We start from the raw sequence: 18,716 nt of genomic DNA, 5'->3' as shown, positions 1-18,716 counted from the left end.
CGGCGGCGCCGCACTCATGGACAATCGAAAGCAAGGCAGGCAATACCCTGTTGTCACTTCAGCGACTCAGTATGAATAGCACGGTTCTTACACTCAGCGAACGCAGCGAAATCGACGCCGGTTCTTGGTTTTCCAAACTGTCGGAGCCCTTGCGCGAGGACATTTTGTCGCGCGCCACGGTGCGCCGCTTGGGCGATGACGTCTTATTGTCTTGCAGAGGCGAGGCCGCCGAGGAATGGGTGGGAGTCGCCAAGGGCGCTGTGCGGATCAGCTCGGTGTCTTTGGCGGGCAAGCAGGTATCTTTGACTTATGTAGAGCCCGGAACATGGTTTGGCGATATCTCTTTATTCGACGGAATGCCGCGCACCCACGACGCAACGACGCATGGCGACACCACCTTGCTGATCGTGCGCAAGCCGGATTTCAGAGAACTGCTACAGCGCCACACCGAGCTTTACGAAGCGCTGTTGCGCCTGAACTGCCGCCGCTTGCGGCTGATGTTCAATGCGGTGGAAGACCTCAATACCCTGCCCCTGGCCTCGCGCTTGGCCAAGCAGATCTTGCTGCTGGCGCGCTCCTATGGGGTGCGCCAAGGCGAGGAGATACGCATCGGCTTGCAGTTGGCGCAAGAAGACTTGGCGCAACTCTTGGGTGCCTCGCGCCAGCGGGTCAATCAGGAACTCAAGGCGCTGGAGCGAGACGGCGCTGTGCGCGTCGAGCCCACGCGCTTGGTGGTGCTAAGTCGGGAGAAGCTCTTGGCGATTGCCAACCGCTAAGCCAAATGACATACAACGACTTGCAACTTTAAAGAGACTCATGGAAGCCTTCACCGGAACAAAAGCCCCTTCGCAAGCGATAGACAGCGACGCCTTGGCGCTGTGGCTTGGCAAGCATTTGAGCGGCTTTGCCGGCCCCTTGAGCATTGAGCAGTTCAAGGGCGGGCAATCCAACCCCACTTACAAGCTGAACACGTCCGGCCGGGCCTATGTGATGCGCTCCAAGCCGGCAGCGGTGGCCAAGCTATTGCCATCGGCCCATGCGATCGAGCGTGAATTCATGGTGATGTCGGCACTTGCCGGCAGTGAAGTGCCGGTACCGCAAATGCTGGCTTTGTGCGAAGACGAGTCCCTCATCGGCCGCGCTTTCTACATCATGGAGTTCATCCCTGGCCGGGTTCTGTGGGATCCGGCGCTGCCGGGCATGAGTGCTCCTGAACGTTCAGCCATTTACGCGGAGATGAACCGCGTCATCGCGGCCCTGCACCGCATCAACCCTCAGGCCATTGGGCTGGGCAACTACGGCAAGCCCGGCAACTACTTCGAGCGGCAAATCGGACGCTGGAGCAAGCAGTATCTGGCTTCCTTGACCGTCAACACCGCGCCGATCGAAGCGATGGACCGCTTGATGGCTTGGCTGCCGGCCAATATCCCCGCCTCAGCACTGGACCCTGCTGAAGTGTCCATCGTCCATGGGGACTTCAGGTTAGACAATTTGGTTTTTCACCCCGAACAAGCGCGCGTGGTCGCCGTTCTGGATTGGGAATTGTCAACCTTGGGACACCCCCTGGCTGACTTCAGCTATCACTGCATGACCTGGCATATCCACAGCTCATCGGCGGCGCGGGGGCTTGCCGGCCTGGATTTGGCGGCACTGGGCATTCCCTTCGAGCCCGACTATTTGCGCCGCTACTGCGAGCGCTGCGGCCGCAGTGACCTTGAGCAATTGCAGCGCGACTGGAATTTCTATCTGGCCTATAACTTGTTCCGCATCGCCGCTATTTTGCAAGGCATTGCCAAACGCGTCAGCACCGGCACGGCGTCCAGTGCACAGGCCCAAGCCGCTGGCGCCGGCGCCAGACCGCTGGCCGACCTGGCCTGGACCTTCGCGCAGCGTCAAGCCGATCAGGCTTGAGCGGGATCCTCGTCGGGGCGCGAGCTTTGCCAGGCAATCGAGGTGGTCGTGGGCCAGGGCCCACGGTCGGTGAGCCTTTCATTGACCCGCAGCAACTCCCGGCAGGCCAGCTCCAGCAGCTTCACAAGGCCCTGGATCTGCGGCAAGGTCGGCTCGGCCATCGCCGTGCGCAAATAGGCATTGCCACGCATCGTCATCAGCACAAAAGGCTGACCCTCGGGCAGCAGGTCCTGGCTTGCTTGCGCCAAGACCTCGCTCAAATCGCCCTCTAGCCATGCGCCCACCAATTCCTTGTTGACGCCCACGGCGCCAAAGCGCTGGCGGACCAGCTTGGAGCTGATTTGACCGAATTTTGGAAACATGACCAACCAGCGCATTTCTTCAGGCGTGTCGGTATCCACACGGGTCTTCAATGTGTCGGTGTAGGCCTCGAACACCGCAGACTCCAGCTTGTCCATCAGGTTGCGACAAAGCACCATCATCTGCAGATCGCCATGCAAGCGCAATTCACAGCGAATGCGCAACTCGTTGCCCTCGATGTAGGCGCGCTGCGACGGCCCCCACTCGATGCGCAGACTGCCAGGCAAAGCCTTGGGCTGCTCAATCAGGAAGCCGCGGCCGTCCCTGGAAATCCGAAACTGCGCATTGCGCCCTTCGGCCCAATCATGGATAGACCGCCAGCGAGCCGCATTCGCTCGCACAACAAACCAGTGTTTTACTTGCTTAAAAAACATGAGCTAGGACAATGCACTGAACGGTGAAGACACATGCCGCGCCTCCTTTGACCGGTGGAGAACAAAATGATCGAAGTGTATTCATGGCCTACGCCTAACGGCCACAAAGTTCACATCATGTTGGAAGAATGCGGTTTGCCCTACCGGGTGATCCCTGTGGACATAGGTAGCGGCGCCCAATTCGAACATAAATTCCTCTCCATCAGTCCAAATAACAAGATTCCTGCGCTGACCGACCCCGCCGGACCAGACGGCAAACCCATATCGCTGTTTGAGTCCGGCGCCATTTTGCTTTATTTGGCCGGCAAGACGGGGCAGTTCTTGGCCCATGACACGGCGGGCAAATACGAGGTGTTGCAGTGGTTGATGTTCCAGGTGGGCGGGGTCGGCCCCATGCTCGGGCAGGCCCACCACTTTCGCATCTACGCACCCGAAAAAATCAACTACGCGATTGAACGCTACAGCAGTGAAGCACGGCGTCTTTACAAAGTGATGAACACGCGCTTGGCGAGCTCCACCTATCTCGGCGGGCGCACCTACAGCATTGCCGATATCGCCGTCTTCCCCTGGCTACGCTCATGGAAGAACCAGGGTGTGGAGCTCAGCGACTACCCGCATCTGAAAGGCTGGTTTGACGAAATCGCCGCTCGCCCCGCCGTTCAGCGAGGCTTGGCCGTACTGTCGGAAAAGCGCAAATCGCTGACAGACGAACGCGCACGCGAAAACCTGTTCGGTGACACGCAGTACCAGAAACACTGAGCCCAGCTGCATCAGTTGTGGCGTTGATTCTTACGCCATCGCTTGACCCAGCGCCGCCGGTTGGAGAAGCTCCAACACACGCCGGTTGAACTCGAAGTCATGCCACAGCAGTAGACAGGAAACTCGCATTGGCAGCGACGCGCGCCAAAGAGGTGTGCCCAGATGGTCCGACCAGCAGGAATCGAACCTGCAACCGCCCGCTTAGAAGGCGGGTGCTCTATCCGGTTGAGCTATGGTCGGAAATGAACTGTTTGAAGCTCAATGGGGCCGCGATTGTGACATGAGCCGGCAGCACTTGCTGCCAACTCATGCCCTTTGCCGCCCAGCAGCGACTCAGTTCAACAACACATTGACGATCGCATTGCCAATGCCCATCAGGGCTGCGCCCGAAATCAGGCCGGCGCAAATCGGCTCGCAGCCATCGACCCAGAGGCGATGGCCCGGTGTGCCGGGAGCCTTGTGCTTGCGGCCCATGTACCAGAACAGCAAGGCGCCCAACCACATCGCAAAGACCGATTCCGGAGGCAGCACCACACCCAAGCCAATCGATACCGAGGAGAGCGGGAAACGGCCCTTGCTGACGATGCGCATGATCTCAATCGCCACCGCGCTAACGAAGGCTACAAACATCGCCACCAAGGCCGACGCCGGCAAGCCCTGCACGCCCTTGGCGATCAACTCGGCCACGCCCTTCCACTGCAATGCACCCGGCATTGCGAACTGCTCGGAGACCAAGGTCGCCGCTGACCTGACGCCGTTTGCGTCGGCCGGCAAGAACAGCAAGAAGTACAGCGGCACGCAAGCCATCACGCCAGCCAGAATACCGATGACATGGCCAAACGCCTGATGCCGAGGCTTGCCGCCCAACATATAGCCAGGCTTGATGTCTGACAGCAGGTTGGCGGCATTGGAAGCAATCTCGGACGTCATGCCGGCCGGCAGCAGGTTGCTGGCGGGGTTCGTACGGTCGATTGCGCCCATGGTGAATTGGGTGATCTTGGACAGCGCGCCTGTCGGCGTCCACGAGGTCAGGGCCATCGCATTGGTGCAGATGATGGTCAGCACAAAGATCAACGGCAAAGAGACCAAGGCCAAGAACATCGGTACGCCGAAGAACACATGCGTCACCCAGGCGCCCAAGAAGCCAAAAATCGGCACGCCGACATAGGAAATCCACAGCGGCACTTCAATGCCAGCCAGCACATCAGGCCCCTGCGCGGCGGCAGCTGCCTTGTCCTTCTTCTTGAACATACTCGTAAAGAGTTCAGGCTTGGCCAGCAAGCTGACGATGGAGCCAGTCACCATCATCGTCACACCCCACCAGAGTGACCATTGATTGACAATTTCGGCGCGCGAAATCGGGACCACCGCGCCGGTCGGCGAAATGCGCTGCACGATCTCGCCAGCATTGATCATGATGGGCGCCAAGACCACGAAGTTGATGAAGGAGCCCAACATGCAACTGCTGGCCACCGCGATACCCATCAAACCGCCGACACCCAACATGGCCGCGTCCATTGTGAAGCGAAGCCCCAGCATACGGAAATCAACGCCCATGATCTTGGGAATCCACAAGTCCATCTTGGCTGCGGCCTGGTAGTAGTAGGTATCCAGTCGCTCATGCAAATGCCAGGGCTCGGTCATGCCCGCCCATTTATCCATGCGCAGAACTTTGAACTGCAAAAGCTTCATCCAACCGTCGCTGACGATGGCCTGATAGAGCGCCGTGCCGCCGGCAACCACGCCCAGCAAGCGGGCCTTATAGACACCTTCAGCGGCGTCGCCGGTGTAAAGAGAATCAAGCACAACACCGCTGGCCCTGCCTTCGGGGAAAGGCAGTTGTTCCTCGTTGATGAAGCGCCGCTTCATTGGAAAGGCAACTAAAACACCGAGGATGGAGATCACCACCATCCAGATCATCATCTGCCACCACGGGATGATGCGGCCGGTGATCAACATATAGGCGGCCAGGCTGGAATACAGCGGTGCCACCACATAGCCGGCCGCCGTGGCGATCGACTGGGTGCAGTTGTTTTCCAGAATCGTGTAATCCTCGGCCAGGCCTGCGGCATGCAGCGCCCGAAACAGCGCGAAGGACAAAATCACCGAGGTCAGCCCCACGCCGATACCGATGCCGGTTTTGCCGCCGATATAGAGCGAGGTCGCGGCCAATACGGCGCCAAGTAAAAAACCGGTCAAGGCTGCTCGCAGCGTCAGCTGCGGCATGCTGCCGCGGTAGACATTTGTGAACCACCACTCATCTTTTTGCGCCCGGGTCCAGGTGCGTATCTGCTCGTCGGTCAGTTGTTGGATAGCCATGAGGAAAAAGGAAAATGGTTGCGGGCGGGGTGCCGCCCAGAACTGCGGATTTTGTCCGCCCTGCTTAGCCAGAGAAAGCCGAGGATACCCAGGGCTCATCCGGATCAAACCGCGAAAACTTATTTCGCTTCTGAAATGAAAAAACCCGTTGCAAGCCAGCTTGCAACGGGTTATTCAATTCATTGATGGTCGGGGCGGTGGGATTCGAACTCACGACCCTCTGCTCCCAAAGCAGATGCGCTACCAGGCTGCGCTACGCCCCGACTGAGATTAAAAAACCTGCCGCAGTAAAACTGTGACAGGCCATTCAATTTCTTTAAAACTTTCTAGTTCGAAAACTATAAGTCTTTAAAATTTGTTCTTGGTCGGGGCGGTGGGATTCGAACTCACGACCCTCTGCTCCCAAAGCAGATGCGCTACCAGGCTGCGCTACGCCCCGACTAAGATGACTATTCTAGCCTGCTTTTTGAGAGGTCCGCAAGATATTTCTTGAAATTTCGAAAAGCGCTGCAATTTGCGCATCGGTGCGCCTTTGGATTGTTCAAGTTTTTTGGCGCCGTCGATTGACGTCAAAGTTTGGCAATCCAAGGGCCGCACCGCTTTGTGCCAAAATCAACTGGCACCCATACCAGCCACGAAAGCGCGACGCCGGCAACACAAACCGGCTAGCCCAAGGACAATTCATGAGCAGCGACCTGATCAAACATATTTCCGATGCATCTTTTGACGCCGATGTGATCCAAGCCGGCAAGCCCGTGCTGGTGGACTACTGGGCCGAATGGTGCGGCCCTTGCAAGGCCATCGCCCCTATCTTGGATGAAGTGTCCAAAGATTACGGCGACCGCCTTCAAGTCACCAAAATGAACGTCGATGAGAATCGCGATGTGCCCGCCAAGTTCGGCATTCGCGGCATTCCGACCCTGATGCTGTTCAAGGACGGCCAGTTAGCCGCCACGAAAGTTGGCGCGCTGTCCAAGGCTCAATTGACAGCCTTCCTCGACGCTAACCTATAATCATCGTCAGCTTGTTGTTGCGTGCCGCAACTCAACCGAGTTTTCGGCACTCAGCAACAGCCAAATTGCCAACACGCTCATGTCACCACGGTGATTCTGAAGCGTGGACTCGGCGCCCAAGCTCCCGCATCCTTATCTGTTCAACGACACCGCCCGCCACACCCGTGGCAACAGCGGCGTCGCCACGCATCAGCGGTCGACTGGCTGTCGCAGTATCTGTCCCCGGTCCTTGGCAGGACCTTTGACGACCTACCGGGTTCTCACCCATGCATCTTTCCGAACTGAAAGCGCTTCACGTCTCCGAACTCATCAAGATGGGCGAGGCGCTGGAGATCGACAACGTCGCCCGCATGCGCAAGCAGGAGTTGATGTTTGCGATCATGAAAAAGCGCGCCAAAGGCGGCGAACAAGTGTTCGGCGACGGCGTTTTGGAGGTCCTGCCGGACGGCTTCGGCTTTCTGCGCTCGATCGACGACAGCTATATGGCATCGACCGATGACATCTACCTGAGCCCAAGCCAGATCCGCCGCTTCAACCTCCACACCGGCGACATGATCGAAGGTGAAGTACGCGTACCCAAAGACGGCGAGCGCTACTTTGCCCTGGTCAAGGTTGACCGCGTCAATGAGTTGACGCCCGAGGAGAGCAAGCACAAGATCATGTTCGAAAACTTGACACCCCTGTTCCCCAGAGAGCAGTTCAAGCTTGAGCGTGACAACTTCAAGGGCGAAGAGAACGTCACCGGCCGCATCATTGACTTGATCGCGCCAATCGGCAAAGGCCAGCGCGCCTTGATCGTTGCCCAGCCCAAGACCGGCAAGACTGAGATGATGAAGAGCATCGCGCATGCGCTGGTGGCCAATCATCCCGAGTCTCATCTGATCGTGCTGCTGGTGGACGAGCGCCCGGAAGAAGTGACCGAGATGATTCGCACCGTGCGCGGTGAAGTGATCAGCTCCACTTTTGATGAGCCGGCCGCCCGCCATGTGCAAGTGGCTGAGATGGTGATTGAGCGCGCTAAACGTCTGGTCGAATTGAAAAAGGACGTGATCATCCTGCTGGACTCGATCACACGCCTTGCTCGCGCCTACAACAACGTCTTGCCCTCGTCCGGCAAGGTGTTGACGGGCGGCGTCGACGCCAACGCCCTGCAGCGCCCCAAGCGCTTCTTTGGCGCGGCCCGCAAGGTCGAAGAAGGCGGCTCGCTGACCATCATCGGCACCGCATTGATCGACACCGGCAGCCGCATGGATGAGGTGATCTACGAAGAGTTCAAGGGCACCGGTAATTGCGAGATCCATCTGGATCGCCGCATGGCCGAAAAGCGCGTCTACCCTTCGATCCTGATCAACAAGTCCGGCACCCGCCGCGAAGAGTTGCTGCTCAAGCCAGAGATCCTGCAAAAGAGCTGGATCCTGCGCAAGCTGCTCTACAACATGGACGAGATCGAGGCGATGGAGTTCGTGCTCGACAAGATGAAATCTACCAAGAACAACTTGGACTTCTTCGACATGATGCGTCGAGGCGGTTAAGTCGTCAGCGGTTGGTTTCAATGGTGCCCGCTAGAGGCACCACCCGAGCGCCTTGCTTGCCGAGGCGCTCAAATTCAGGCTATAATCCGCGTTTTGCCGCTGTCGAAAAGTGCGCCACATGGTGTGGCGAGGCTGTAGATACGTCAGCGCCAAGTCGCAAAGCGAGAGGTCCATCATGAAAGACGGCATTCACCCTAACTACCGCGAAGTCTGCTTCGTGGATCAGTCCAACGGCTTCAAGTTCGTTACACGTTCAACCATGGGCAGCAAAGAGTCCATCAAGATGGAAGACGGCCGCGAACTGCCTCTGATCAAGTTGGAAACCACCAGCGAAACTCACCCGTTCTACACGGGCACCCAGAAGAGCATCGACTCGCTGGGCGGTCGCGTGGAGAAGTTCCGCAACAAGTTTGCAGGCTTCAGCACCAAGAAGTAAGCCCTCCGAGGCTGAAGATGAAAGGCAGCTCAGGCTGCCTTTTTTTTCGCCTCGGACATGGCGATCCTGGGTCGTGCCGGATGCGAAAAGTCGCAGCGATGCGGCATGATGTCGCACTGAACTAGAACCATCAAAAGCTGCGTGAACTTACCTACCCCTGCCGTTGTAGCTGTGCGCGGCGCACAGCGCCTGCCCAGATTTCCCCTCTTGCTGCTGTGTGCGGCCTACATCTTGCCGGGCCTGTTCGGACGCGACCCGTGGCGGCAAGCCGATCTCAGCTCCTTTGGCTTTATGGCCAGCATCGCCCAAGGCCATGCGCCTTGGTGGCAGCCAGCCATTGGAGGCGTGCCCGCTGAAGGCGGCCCCCTGCCCTACTGGATAGGCGCGCTTGCGATCAAGGCCTTGCCCTTCGCCGACGCAGCCTTTGCCGCCCGCCTGCCCTTCGCGCTCATCTTGATGCTGACGCTGATGTTGGTTTGGTACAGCTGCTTTCACCTGGCTTGCACAGAGGCCGCGCAGCCAGTGGCCTTCGCCTTTGGCGGCGAAGCGCAGTCGATCGACTATGCAAGAGCCTTGTCCGACGGCGCTCTGCTCGCGTTGATGGCCACGCTGGGTTTGCTGCAACTGGGTCATGAAACGACGCCGGAGCTTTTGCAACTGCTGGCCTCGTCCTTGTTCCTATATGGCTTGGCCGCCGCACCGTTTCGCCCCGTCAAGGCACGCTGGGCGGCATTGGTGTCGCTGCCGGTCTTGGCGGCCAGTGGTGCGCCGATCGTGGCCATGGTGCTGGCGGCAATCGGCGCCTGGTTATGCAATCGCTCGCGCTATGCGCCCGCTCGCGCCCTGGTGAAATGGCTGCTTTTGGCCGGTTTGTTGGCCACGGTGAGCGCCTGGGAGTTCAATGCCTGGGCCTGGCGCATCAATACCGCCGCTCCCGTCGAGCTGAGCCAGCGCATGATGAATCTGCTGGCCTGGTTCACTTGGCCGGCAGGCCCGCTGGCAGCTTGGACAATCTGGCGCTGGCGCAGCCACTGGCAGCGCCGCCATATCTTGCTGCCGCTGGTATGCGCCTTGATCCCTATCGTCACCAGCATCTTGATGGGCGGCTCGGACCGCGCGCTACTCTTGGCTCTGCCCGCCCTGGCTTTGCTGGCGGCCTTTGCTCTGCCGACCTTGCAGCGCGGCTTCGCTGCGGCCATCGATTGGTTTTCGGTCTTCTTTTTCAGTGCCGGTGCGCTGTTCTTTTGGGTTTACTACAGCTCCATGCAGCTGGGTTGGCCAGCCGTGCCGCTGGCCAATTTACGGAGGCTCGCAACCGGATTCCAGCCCCACTTCAATGCTTTGGCGCTCTTTTTTGCCGTGCTGGCCACCTTGGCCTGGTTGGCGCTGGTGCGCTGGCGCACCGCCCGGCATCAGCATGCGCTTTGGAAAAGCTTGGTCCTGCCGGCCGGCGGCGTCGCCCTAGGCTGGCTTTTGGCCATGACCTTGCTGCTGCCGCCGCTGGACTATGCGCGCAGCAACCGACCCTTGGTGGAGCAATTGCAGAAGACGATTCCGGCCCACGTCGATTGCATTGCGACCCCGGATCAAGCACTTTCGACATCGGCCGCGCTGGAGTTTCAGGGGCACTGGCGGGTTGACGGCGTTCACGCACTGGCGATCAGCCCTTGCAGTTACGCGCTGCAGTCCAGCCAGGCGCAGATACCTGAAGGCTGGGAAAAGATCGCCCTTGTGCGGCGCCCCACGGACCGCGCGACCGGCTTTGCCGTTTTACGGCGAGCCAGGTAGGCCGCCGCGGCCGGTGCTCAATGCAGAGGTGAGTTGGCAGCCTCGACGCCGAGTGCGGGCTCGCCCAAATGACGCACGCGCACCGCCGGCCAGGTCAGGCGGAACTTCGAACCTCGGCCGGGTTCGCTCTCGATTTGCAGCTCACCGCCATGGCGATGCATCACATGTTTGACGATGGACAAGCCCAGGCCGGTGCCGCCCGTTTCTCGGGAGCGGCTGCCATCAACCCGGTAAAAGCGCTCGGTCAGTCTCGGCAGATGTTCGCGCGCGATGCCTAAGCCGGTATCACTGACACAGAGCTCGCCCGAGCCATCACCAAGGTCCCGCCAGGACACGTCAATCTCGCCGCCCACCGGTGTGTAGCGCACGGCGTTATTGACCAGATTTGCCGCCGCGCTGAGCAGCTCCGATTCGATGCCGGCCAGCTCAATATGGGTATCCAGCTGAATCCTCAATTGATGCCGGTCATTGGACAAGGCCTGCGCGTCGGAGTTGATCCGCGCCAGCAGGGCATCCAAGCTTACCCAGCGGTCTGCGGTCGGCCGCGGACTACCCTCCAGCTGAGCCAAGGTCAGCAAATCGCTGACCAAACCTTGCATGCGATCGGTTTGCTGCCCCATCAAGGTCAGCACCCGCGTGCGTTCGGCAGCCGTCAAGGAGAGCGACACCATGGTCTCGATAAAACCCGACAAAACGGTCAGAGGGGTGCGAATTTCGTGCGAGACGTTGGCGACGAAATCCCGTCGCATCGCATCAGCTCGCTCGCGCTCGGTGATGTCTTGCGACAGCACCAACTTCATGCCGTCCCCATAACGCTTTACGATGACTGACAATGTGCTGAAGCCGCGCACGTTATTCAACAACAAGGGCGTCTCATAACTCTCAGTGCTGAGAAAAGAGACAAAGGCAGGGGAGCGCAGCAAATTGGTAACGCGCTGGCGCAAATCCCGCACCGGATCGAGCGAAAAATGATCGGCAGCGACGCGATTACACCAATGGATGTGATCCTGCGCGTCCAACATCAGCACGCCGTTGGGCGAGGCATCGATCGCCGACAAAAACTGCTGCAACTGCAGCCGCTCGGCGGCAATGGTTTTGTCCCGCTCGCGCACCGCGCGCTCGATCCGATAGCCCAGCTCGCCCCAGATGCCCCTGTCGCGCGGCGCATCGTCGAGCTGCGAGCCGCGCAGCCATTTCAGCAAACGGTGCCCGCGTACTGCATCCAGAACCACCAGAGCGGCAATTGCACTGACAGCGCTCAGCGCTTCACCCAAAAAGGGCCAGGGCAACAAACGCCCCATCCAGTGACCGATCAAAACACCAGCGACAGCCACCAGCGTGGCCAATACAAAACGAGGCAACAGCCAATTCACGCCAACTCCAAAAAAAGCCCCGGTCTTTCACGCAATCCGGGGCTCATGCTCAGGCGGGCAAGACCGCCGACTGTTGCGTCAAACGGTAACCCGCGCCGCGTACCGTTTCGATCATGCGAGCGCATTGCACACGCTCCAGCGCCTCTCGCAGACGCTTCACATGCACATCCACCGTACGCTCTTCAATGAAGACATGGTCGCCCCAGACCCGGTCCAGCAGCTGCGAGCGGCTGTGCACGCGCTCGGGATGCGTCATGAAGAAGTGCAGCAGCCTAAACTCGGTGGGGCCGAGTTTGACCTCGGCACCGTCGCGGCTGACGCGGCGTGTACCCGGATCAAGATTCAAGCCCCCGACTTCGACCAGAGTGTCCAGCGCCTCGGGCGCCTTGCGCCGCAGCACGGCGCGAATTCGCGCCAGCAGCTCATTGGTCGAAAACGGCTTGGTCAGATAGTCGTCGGCACCAGCGTCAAGGCCGGACACCTTGTCAGACTCTTCGGCCCGGGCCGTCAGCATGATGATGGGCATTTCCTTGGTGCGAGCCGCGCCGCGCCATTGTCGGGCAAGGGCCAGACCCGATTGGCCGGGCAGCATCCAATCCAAAACTACCAGATCAGGCAAGATGCGATCAACTTCATACTGCGCCTGGTCGGCGCTGGCAGCGATCGTGACCTCAAAACCCGCATGGCGCAGATTGATGGAGATCAGTTCGGCAATCGCCGACTCATCTTCCACCACAAGAACTCGGCTCATGTACAGCTCCTCTTCGCTTCAGCGAACCATGGTCTCAACGGCCTCGGGCGTGTTGTGACGCACATCCGTACCCTTGACCACATAGATGATGACTTCGGCCAAATTCTTCGCATGGTCGCCGACCCGCTCGATCGCCTTGGCCACAAAAATCAAGTCGATCGATGAGGAGATGGTGCGGGGGTCTTCCATCATGTAGGTGATCAGCTTGCGCATCAGACCGTCGAATTCCTTGTCGATCTGGTCATCCTGCTTGAGCACCTCGACCGCACGCTCGACATCCAGACGCGCAAACGCGTCAAGTGCCTTGCGCAGCAGCGCCGTTGCCAGTTCGGCCTCAAACGACAAATCGCTCATGGGCAAACGCAGCCGACTCGACACACCGGCATTGATCAAACGCTGCACCGTGCGGGCGATCCGTGCCGCTTCGTCTCCGACGCGCTCCAAATTGGCAATCGTCTTGGAGATGGCGATCAACAGACGCAGATCGCGTGCCGTAGGCTGGCGCCGGGCGATGATGCTGGACAGGTCGCGGTCGATCTCGACTTCCATCGCATTGACCTGCTCTTCTTGCTTGAGCACAGCGCTGGCGATTTCGCCGCTGAAGGTTGTCAGCGCCAAGACAGCCTGTGCAACCTGAGATTCAACCAAGCCCCCCATCTCCAGCACGCGCGTGGAAATGCCGCTCAGCTCAGCGTCGAATTGCGTCGAAAGATGCTTTTCACCCATGATTTGATCCTGAATATTTTTGGTTTAACAACAGCGTTGATGGAGGGCCACTTTGCGGGCCCATCCGTCTGAACGATCGACCAGTGCGATCAAAGGGACCGATCAGCCGAAGCGCCCGGTGATGTAGTCCTCGGTGTCTTTGCGCTTGGGCTTCATGAACAGTTCGGCCGTCGGGCCAAACTCGATCAAATCACCCAGGTACATATAGGCCGTGTAGTCCGAGCAACGCGCTGCTTGCTGCATATTGTGGGTAACGATGGCGACCGTGTAGTCGTTCTTCAACTCATGGATCAGCTCTTCGATCTTGCCGGTGGAGATCGGATCGAGCGCCGAGCAAGGCTCGTCGAGCAACAAGATTTCCGGCTTGATCGCAATGCCGCGCGCAATGCACAGGCGCTGCTGCTGACCGCCGGACAGACCGGAGCCACTTTGGTTGAGCTTGTCCTTGACCTCGGCCCAGAGTGCAGCTTTTTTCAACGCCCACTCAACCCGCTCGTCCATTTCCACGCGCGGCAGAGTTTCAAAAAGACGCACACCAAAGGCGATGTTGTCGTAGATCGACATCGGGAATGGCGTGGGCTTTTGAAAGACCATGCCGATCTTGGCGCGGATCAGCGAAACATCGTCTTTGCTGGTCAGGATGTCGTTGCCGTCAAGCAAGATCTGACCCTCGGCACGCTGCTCCGGGTAAAGCTCGAACATGCGGTTCAAGGTGCGCAGCAAGGTTGACTTGCCGCAGCCCGACGGGCCGATAAACGCCGTCACCTTCTTCTCAGGAATATCCAGATTGATGTTCTTCAGGGCAAGGAAATTGCCGTAGTAGAAGTTCAAATTCCGAACCGAGAGCTTTGCCCGCTCGGTGACAGGCATATCAACTTTTGCGTCCATGGTGAATTCCGCTCTCTCTATCTATCAATGCTTGTTCTTGAAAAGTACGCGCGCCAGAATGTTCAGCGCCAGCACACCCATCGTGATGATGAAAACACCTGCCCAGGCCAGCTTCTGCCAGTTTTCATAGGGACTCATGGCGAACTTGAAAATCGTCACCGGCAAAGTAGCCATTGGCTTGCTCAAATCGGTGGCCCAGAATTGGTTGGACAGGGCCGTGAACAACAGCGGCGCCGTTTCCCCGGAGATACGCGCCAGTGCCAGCAAGATGCCAGTTAGCACGCCGGCGCGGGCCGACTTCAGCGTCACCGAAATGATGACCTTCCACTTTGGCGTACCCAAGGCGTAGGCCGCCTCGCGCAAGGCATTAGGGATCAGGCTCAACATGTTCTCGGTGGTTCGAATAACCACCGGAATGACGATCAAAGCCAGAGCCAAAATACCGGCGTAGCCCGAGAAGGTCAGCATGCGCGTCACCACCAAGCCGTAAATGAACAGCCCCACCACGATAGACGGCGCTGACAGCAAGATGTCATTGATGAAGCGCACGGTGCCGCCCAGCCAAGTCCTCTGGCCATACTCGGCCAGATAGATGCCGGCCATGATGCCGATTGGAGTACCCAGCAGAGTCGCCAGACCGACCATCATCAGCGAGCCAAAAATCGCATTAGCCAAGCCGCCAGTCTCGGCCATCGGCGGTGGTGTCATTTCGGTAAAGGTTGCCAGTTGCAGGCCGCCCAGTCCCAAGACCACGGTCTCGAACAAGATCCACATCAGCCAGAACAGGCCGAAGGACATCGCGGCCAATGACAAGGTCAAGGCCACCATATTGACGCGCTTGCGCTTGGCATGCATGGCCAAACGCTTGGCGTGTTGCTGGCTGGCGGCAGTCGCCACGCTTGTTGCAGGAACGCTCATGAACGTGCCCCTTCATTCTTCTTCAGTTGCGACAACAAGACCTTGGAGCAAGCCAACACGACAAAGGTGATGAAGAACAACACGAGGCCCAGATAGATCAGGGAAGCCTGGTGCAAGCCTTCGCCCGCCTCGGCAAATTCATTCGCCAATGCCGATGTGATGCTATTGGCTGCTTCGAACACTGACAGGGAATTGAGCTGATTCATATTGCCGATCACAAAGGTCACCGCCATGGTTTCACCCAAAGCGCGCCCCAGACCCAACATGATGCCGCCCATCACACCCGTCTTGGTGTATGGCAAAACTACATTGCGCACCACTTCCCAGGTCGTCGCACCCAGGCCGTAGGCTGACTCTTTCAACATCGGCGGCGTCACCTCAAACACATCCCGCATCACCGAAGCGATGAAGGGAATGATCATGATGGCCAAGATGATGCCGGCCGACAAAATACCGATACCAACCGGTGGACCCGACACCAGACTGCCCAAAAATGGCACGCCGGTCAGCAGGGTTTGCAAGGGTTGCTGCACATAGGTCGCCAAGATGGGGCCAAACACCATCAGGCCCCACATACCGTAAACGATGGAAGGCACGGCCGCCAACAACTCCACCGCGACGCCCAGGGGGCGCTTGAGCCAACTCGGCGACAACTCGGTCAAGAACAAGGCAATGCCAAAGCTGACCGGCACCGCGATCAGCAAAGCGATGAAGGAGGTCATCAAGGTGCCGTAAATCATCACCAGGCCGCCAAACTTCTCCTTGACGGGGTCCCACTCGGTGGTCCACAAGAAGCCCAGGCCAAACTCCTTGATTGCGGGCGCCGCACCCACGATCAGGGACAGGATGATGCCCACAAGCAAGGCCAGGGTAAGCCAGGCTGCTCCATGGGCAAGCAGAGAAAATGCAGTGTCGGCCCAAGGGGCGACCCTGCGGCGCGCTGGCGGCAGGCCCTGGGGTTGAACCAGGTCTGCCGAGCGGCCGGCTTCGAAATTATTGGCTGGAAGTATTGCGGCCACAGGGCCTCCGCATGTTCTGCGTTAAAGAAAAAAGGCTCGCCTGATTCAACAACAGCCCGATCAAGCCGAGGCTGACGGGCTGTTGCAGAGGGTCAAGTCAAACTCACTTGTAAGAAATAGCCTTGCCCGATGCGTCCTTGATATTGGCAGCCCAATGCTTGCGCACCAGTTCCTTGACCGAGTCTGGCAAAGGCACGTAGTCCAGCTCGTCGGCCATCTTGTCGCCGTTGTTATAGACCCACTCGAAGAACTTCAAGGCTGCGCTGGCATTGGCAGGCTTGTCTTGCGACTTGTACATCAGGATGTAGGTCGGGTTGGTGATAGGCCATGTGTCCTTGCCGGCCTGCTCGGTCGTGACCTGGAAGAAAGTCTTGTTCCAGTCCGCACCTGCAGCAGCCGCCTTGAAAGCCGCATCGCTAGGACGCACAAACACACCATCCTTATTCTTCATCAAGGTGTATGTCATCTTGTTTTGCAACACATACGAGTACTCGACATAACCGATCGAGTTAGGCAGACGCTGCACAAATGCGGCCACGCCTTCGTTACCCTTGCCGCCCGCACCAGTTGGCCAGTTCACGGCAGTGCCATCACCAACCTTGGACTTCCACTCTTCGTTCACCTTGGACAGATAGTTGGTGAACACGAATGTCGTGCCCGAACCATCGGCGCGACGCACCACCGAAATTGCCGCATCAGGCAGCGGAACACCTGGGTTGAGTGCAACCAAGGCTGGGTCATTCCACTTGGCGATCTTGCCCAGATAGATATCACCCAAGACTTGACCGGTCAGGCGCAACTGGCCTGGAGCGATGCCCTTGATATTGACCACTGGCACCACGCCGCCGATGACGGTGGGGAACTGAATCATGCCGTCCTTGGCCAGCTCTTCATCCTTCAAAGGCATGTCGGTTGCACCAAAGTCAACCGTCTTGGCCTTGATCTGCTTGATACCAGCACCCGAACCCACCGATTGGTAATTGATTCGCACACCGGTCGCCTTGTTATAGGCATCAGCCCACTTGGCATACAAAGGCGCGGGGAAGGTAGCGCCGGCACCCGTCACGTCTTGAGCATGCAGCAGCGGCAAAACAGCCATGCCGGCGGCAAAGAACAATCCATTGCGAATCTGTGTGAATTTCATGAGTGGCCTTGTCAAATGAGGGCTTGTTTAACAACAAACGTCATCGTATGACTTGAATATGACATTGTTGTGACCGAGTGCTACTGTAATTCGACCAGAGCCGAACGGACTATTCCGGAGTTGATTGACATACAAAATTCATTGGACTGTCACATTCGCTCTCTAAGCTGAGAAGCTGTACTCCTTCCACTAGAGCTCCTATGACCATCACAGCCCTCCGTTCCCTCGCCCTGTCCAGCGCCGCTGCAGTGACCCTCTTGTTGAGTGCTTGCGCCACCGCACCGGTGCCCGCCACCGTGGCCGACACCATCGCCGCCAACCCGCAGCTGAGCACCCTCAATCGGCTGGTTGAACAAGCAGAGCTGAAGTCGGCGCTACAAGCCGTTGGACCGATGACCGTGTTTGCCCCGAGCGACGAGGCCTTCAAGGCCGTGCCGGCAAAGACCATGGAAGTCTTGGCCAAAGACAAAGAGCAACTGAAGGCGGTGCTCGGCTTTCATATCGTGCCGGCACAATTGAATGCTGCCGACGTCAAGAACGGCAATGTGAAGACCGTCCAAGGTGCGGAACTGGCACTGGGTCGCGCAGGCGACTTTGTCACGGTAGAAGACGGCATGGTGCAGCAAGCCGACATCAAAGCCAGCAATGGCGTGGTGCACATCGTTGACCGAGTCCTGATGCCACCGAAAAAGAAGTAAGTCGGCCCGCAGGTCTGGCTACAAATTGAGAAAGCCCCTGCAGCGTTCGGCTGCAGGGGCTTTTGTCTTGCCGAAGGCCTCAGCCGCAGCCAAGGCTGCAACATCAATCGCAGTTTGGCAACTCCGGTTTGCCGGCAGACTTCATGCATTGCTTATAGCCGGCCGGCAAATTCGCCAGTTGGCGTGACTGCCCCGTGGCAAGCTTGAACTGATCAAACACCTGATGCGTGCAGGTCGTGGTGGATTTGCCTGCGTCCGCCTCTACGGTTTCACAGCGGCTGGTAAAGAGCACGTAATTGCACTCGCCGCTTGGGCTGGCCACACATTCGATTTTGGCTGAACCGGGGCTTTTGACGGTAGCGCTGTCGCCGTCTTTGGTGGTGGTGATATGGATGGCGCAGCCGCTCAAGAAAGCGGCGGAGGCGACACATGCAAAGACCGCTAGGCGGGCAAGCTTGAAACGTTGGATCATGGGTTTCCTGTCTTGATGCGGCCCAAATGAACCGACTGAGCGCATGCTATTGAAGCCGCCCTGAGCCGGCAAAGCGCTTGCGACGAAGTGCAAAAAAAGACCACCCGTCTGCACAGACCGGATGGCAAAACGAGGACGGTCGGGCGCAATGCTGGCGCTGCTCACGCATTGCAGCGACGTAACGGCAGAAAGGCCAGCTTATCGGCCTTGCCATCGTTGCCGCGCCGCACCACCG

The 18,716-nt window shown here is 58.6% G+C and carries 18 protein-coding genes and 3 tRNA genes; 8 read left to right on the top strand and 13 right to left on the bottom strand.

From position 1 onward, the window contains the following. Positions 1–71 precede the first annotated feature (71 nt). Both LNV08_RS19320 and LNV08_RS19315 read left to right on the top strand, forming a co-directional pair. The gene (locus LNV08_RS19320) at positions 72–776 is read left to right on the top strand and encodes a Crp/Fnr family transcriptional regulator (RefSeq protein ID WP_263535377.1); all 705 of its coding nucleotides are present in this window, start codon (positions 72–74) and stop codon (positions 774–776) included. 40 nt (positions 777–816) lie between these two features. After that, the gene (locus LNV08_RS19315) at positions 817–1,911 is read left to right on the top strand and encodes a phosphotransferase (protein WP_263535376.1); all 1,095 of its coding nucleotides are present in this window, start codon (positions 817–819) and stop codon (positions 1,909–1,911) included. Here the strand turns inward: LNV08_RS19315 and LNV08_RS19310 are convergent. After that, positions 1,902–2,645, bottom strand: coding sequence for a hypothetical protein (locus LNV08_RS19310; RefSeq protein WP_263535375.1), 744 nt, complete (start codon positions 2,643–2,645; stop codon positions 1,902–1,904). The genes LNV08_RS19315 and LNV08_RS19310 overlap by 10 nt on opposite strands. A gap of 66 nt (positions 2,646–2,711) precedes the next feature. On the opposite strand from LNV08_RS19310, the gene LNV08_RS19305 reads away from it, so the two are divergent. Further along, complete coding sequence (locus LNV08_RS19305) at positions 2,712–3,404, top strand: glutathione binding-like protein (RefSeq protein WP_263535374.1); 693 nt, start codon at positions 2,712–2,714, stop codon at positions 3,402–3,404. 163 nt (positions 3,405–3,567) lie between these two features. Here the strand turns inward: LNV08_RS19305 and LNV08_RS19300 are convergent. The 4 genes from LNV08_RS19300 to LNV08_RS19285 all read right to left on the bottom strand — a co-directional run bounded on the left by LNV08_RS19300 (position 3,568) and on the right by LNV08_RS19285 (position 6,162). Then, positions 3,568–3,644: transfer RNA gene (locus LNV08_RS19300), tRNA-Arg, on the bottom strand. A gap of 93 nt (positions 3,645–3,737) precedes the next feature. Continuing rightward, entirely contained in the window at positions 3,738–5,723 is a 1,986-nt protein-coding gene (locus tag LNV08_RS19295; RefSeq protein ID WP_263535373.1) for an OPT family oligopeptide transporter, read from the bottom strand. Between the two features lie 186 nt (positions 5,724–5,909). Then, a tRNA-Pro gene (locus LNV08_RS19290) sits at positions 5,910–5,986 on the bottom strand. Positions 5,987–6,085: 99 nt separating this feature from the next. Then, positions 6,086–6,162: transfer RNA gene (locus LNV08_RS19285), tRNA-Pro, on the bottom strand. Positions 6,163–6,406: 244 nt separating this feature from the next. Here LNV08_RS19285 and trxA point away from each other — a divergent pair. The 4 genes from trxA (at position 6,407) to LNV08_RS19265 (ending at position 10,492) form a co-directional block, all read left to right on the top strand. After that, a complete protein-coding gene (gene trxA / locus LNV08_RS19280) occupies positions 6,407–6,736 on the top strand; it encodes a thioredoxin TrxA (RefSeq protein ID WP_263535372.1) in 330 nt (109 codons plus the stop codon). A 266-nt stretch (positions 6,737–7,002) separates the two neighbouring features. Beyond that, positions 7,003–8,268 carry a transcription termination factor Rho gene (gene rho / locus LNV08_RS19275; protein WP_263535371.1) on the top strand — a complete coding sequence of 422 codons (1,266 nt, stop codon included), beginning with the start codon at positions 7,003–7,005 and terminating at the stop codon, positions 8,266–8,268. 175 nt (positions 8,269–8,443) lie between these two features. Then, the gene (locus tag LNV08_RS19270) at positions 8,444–8,704 is read left to right on the top strand and encodes a type B 50S ribosomal protein L31 (protein ID WP_263535370.1); all 261 of its coding nucleotides are present in this window, start codon (positions 8,444–8,446) and stop codon (positions 8,702–8,704) included. 141 nt (positions 8,705–8,845) lie between these two features. Further along, positions 8,846–10,492: a hypothetical protein gene (locus tag LNV08_RS19265; RefSeq protein ID WP_263535369.1), complete on the top strand. Its 1,647-nt coding sequence runs from the start codon at positions 8,846–8,848 to the stop codon at positions 10,490–10,492. Between the two features lie 17 nt (positions 10,493–10,509). Here LNV08_RS19265 and phoR read toward each other — a convergent pair whose 3' ends face one another. From phoR to pstS, 7 genes are all read right to left on the bottom strand, one after another. Next, positions 10,510–11,865: a phosphate regulon sensor histidine kinase PhoR gene (gene phoR / locus LNV08_RS19260; protein ID WP_263535368.1), complete on the bottom strand. Its 1,356-nt coding sequence runs from the start codon at positions 11,863–11,865 to the stop codon at positions 10,510–10,512. Positions 11,866–11,914: 49 nt separating this feature from the next. Next, positions 11,915–12,616: a phosphate regulon transcriptional regulator PhoB gene (phoB, locus tag LNV08_RS19255; RefSeq protein WP_263535367.1), complete on the bottom strand. Its 702-nt coding sequence runs from the start codon at positions 12,614–12,616 to the stop codon at positions 11,915–11,917. An 18-nt stretch (positions 12,617–12,634) separates the two neighbouring features. Then, positions 12,635–13,342 carry a phosphate signaling complex protein PhoU gene (gene phoU, locus LNV08_RS19250; protein WP_263535366.1) on the bottom strand — a complete coding sequence of 236 codons (708 nt, stop codon included), beginning with the start codon at positions 13,340–13,342 and terminating at the stop codon, positions 12,635–12,637. Positions 13,343–13,444: 102 nt separating this feature from the next. After that, on the bottom strand, positions 13,445–14,230 hold the full coding sequence (gene pstB / locus LNV08_RS19245) for a phosphate ABC transporter ATP-binding protein PstB (protein ID WP_263535365.1): 786 nt from the start codon (positions 14,228–14,230) through the stop codon (positions 13,445–13,447). Between the two features lie 24 nt (positions 14,231–14,254). After that, positions 14,255–15,148, bottom strand: coding sequence for a phosphate ABC transporter permease PstA (gene pstA, locus LNV08_RS19240; RefSeq protein ID WP_263535364.1), 894 nt, complete (start codon positions 15,146–15,148; stop codon positions 14,255–14,257). Beyond that, positions 15,145–16,116, bottom strand: a complete 972-nt coding sequence (pstC, locus tag LNV08_RS19235) for a phosphate ABC transporter permease PstC (RefSeq protein WP_409993982.1) — start codon at positions 16,114–16,116, stop codon at positions 15,145–15,147. Before pstC ends, pstA begins: the two co-directional genes overlap by 4 nt. A 154-nt stretch (positions 16,117–16,270) precedes the next feature. After that, positions 16,271–17,266, bottom strand: coding sequence for a phosphate ABC transporter substrate-binding protein PstS (pstS, locus tag LNV08_RS19230; RefSeq protein WP_263535575.1), 996 nt, complete (start codon positions 17,264–17,266; stop codon positions 16,271–16,273). A 245-nt stretch (positions 17,267–17,511) separates the two neighbouring features. Between pstS and LNV08_RS19225 the strand changes: the two genes are divergently transcribed. Then, on the top strand, positions 17,512–18,009 hold the full coding sequence (locus tag LNV08_RS19225; RefSeq protein ID WP_263535363.1) for a fasciclin domain-containing protein: 498 nt from the start codon (positions 17,512–17,514) through the stop codon (positions 18,007–18,009). Between the two features lie 103 nt (positions 18,010–18,112). On the opposite strand, the gene LNV08_RS19220 is transcribed toward LNV08_RS19225, so the two are convergent. Further along, positions 18,113–18,481: a hypothetical protein gene (locus LNV08_RS19220; protein WP_263535362.1), complete on the bottom strand. Its 369-nt coding sequence runs from the start codon at positions 18,479–18,481 to the stop codon at positions 18,113–18,115. Between the last annotated feature and the right edge of the window lie 235 nt (positions 18,482–18,716).

The sequence above is a fragment of the Paucibacter sp. TC2R-5 genome (assembly GCF_025717605.1).
In the GTDB taxonomy this organism is placed as follows: Bacteria; Pseudomonadota; Gammaproteobacteria; order Burkholderiales; family Burkholderiaceae_C; genus Paucibacter_A; species Paucibacter_A albus.
The sequence above is the reverse complement of the archived record's forward strand: the minus strand, read 5'-3'. Positions and strand labels throughout refer to the sequence as shown.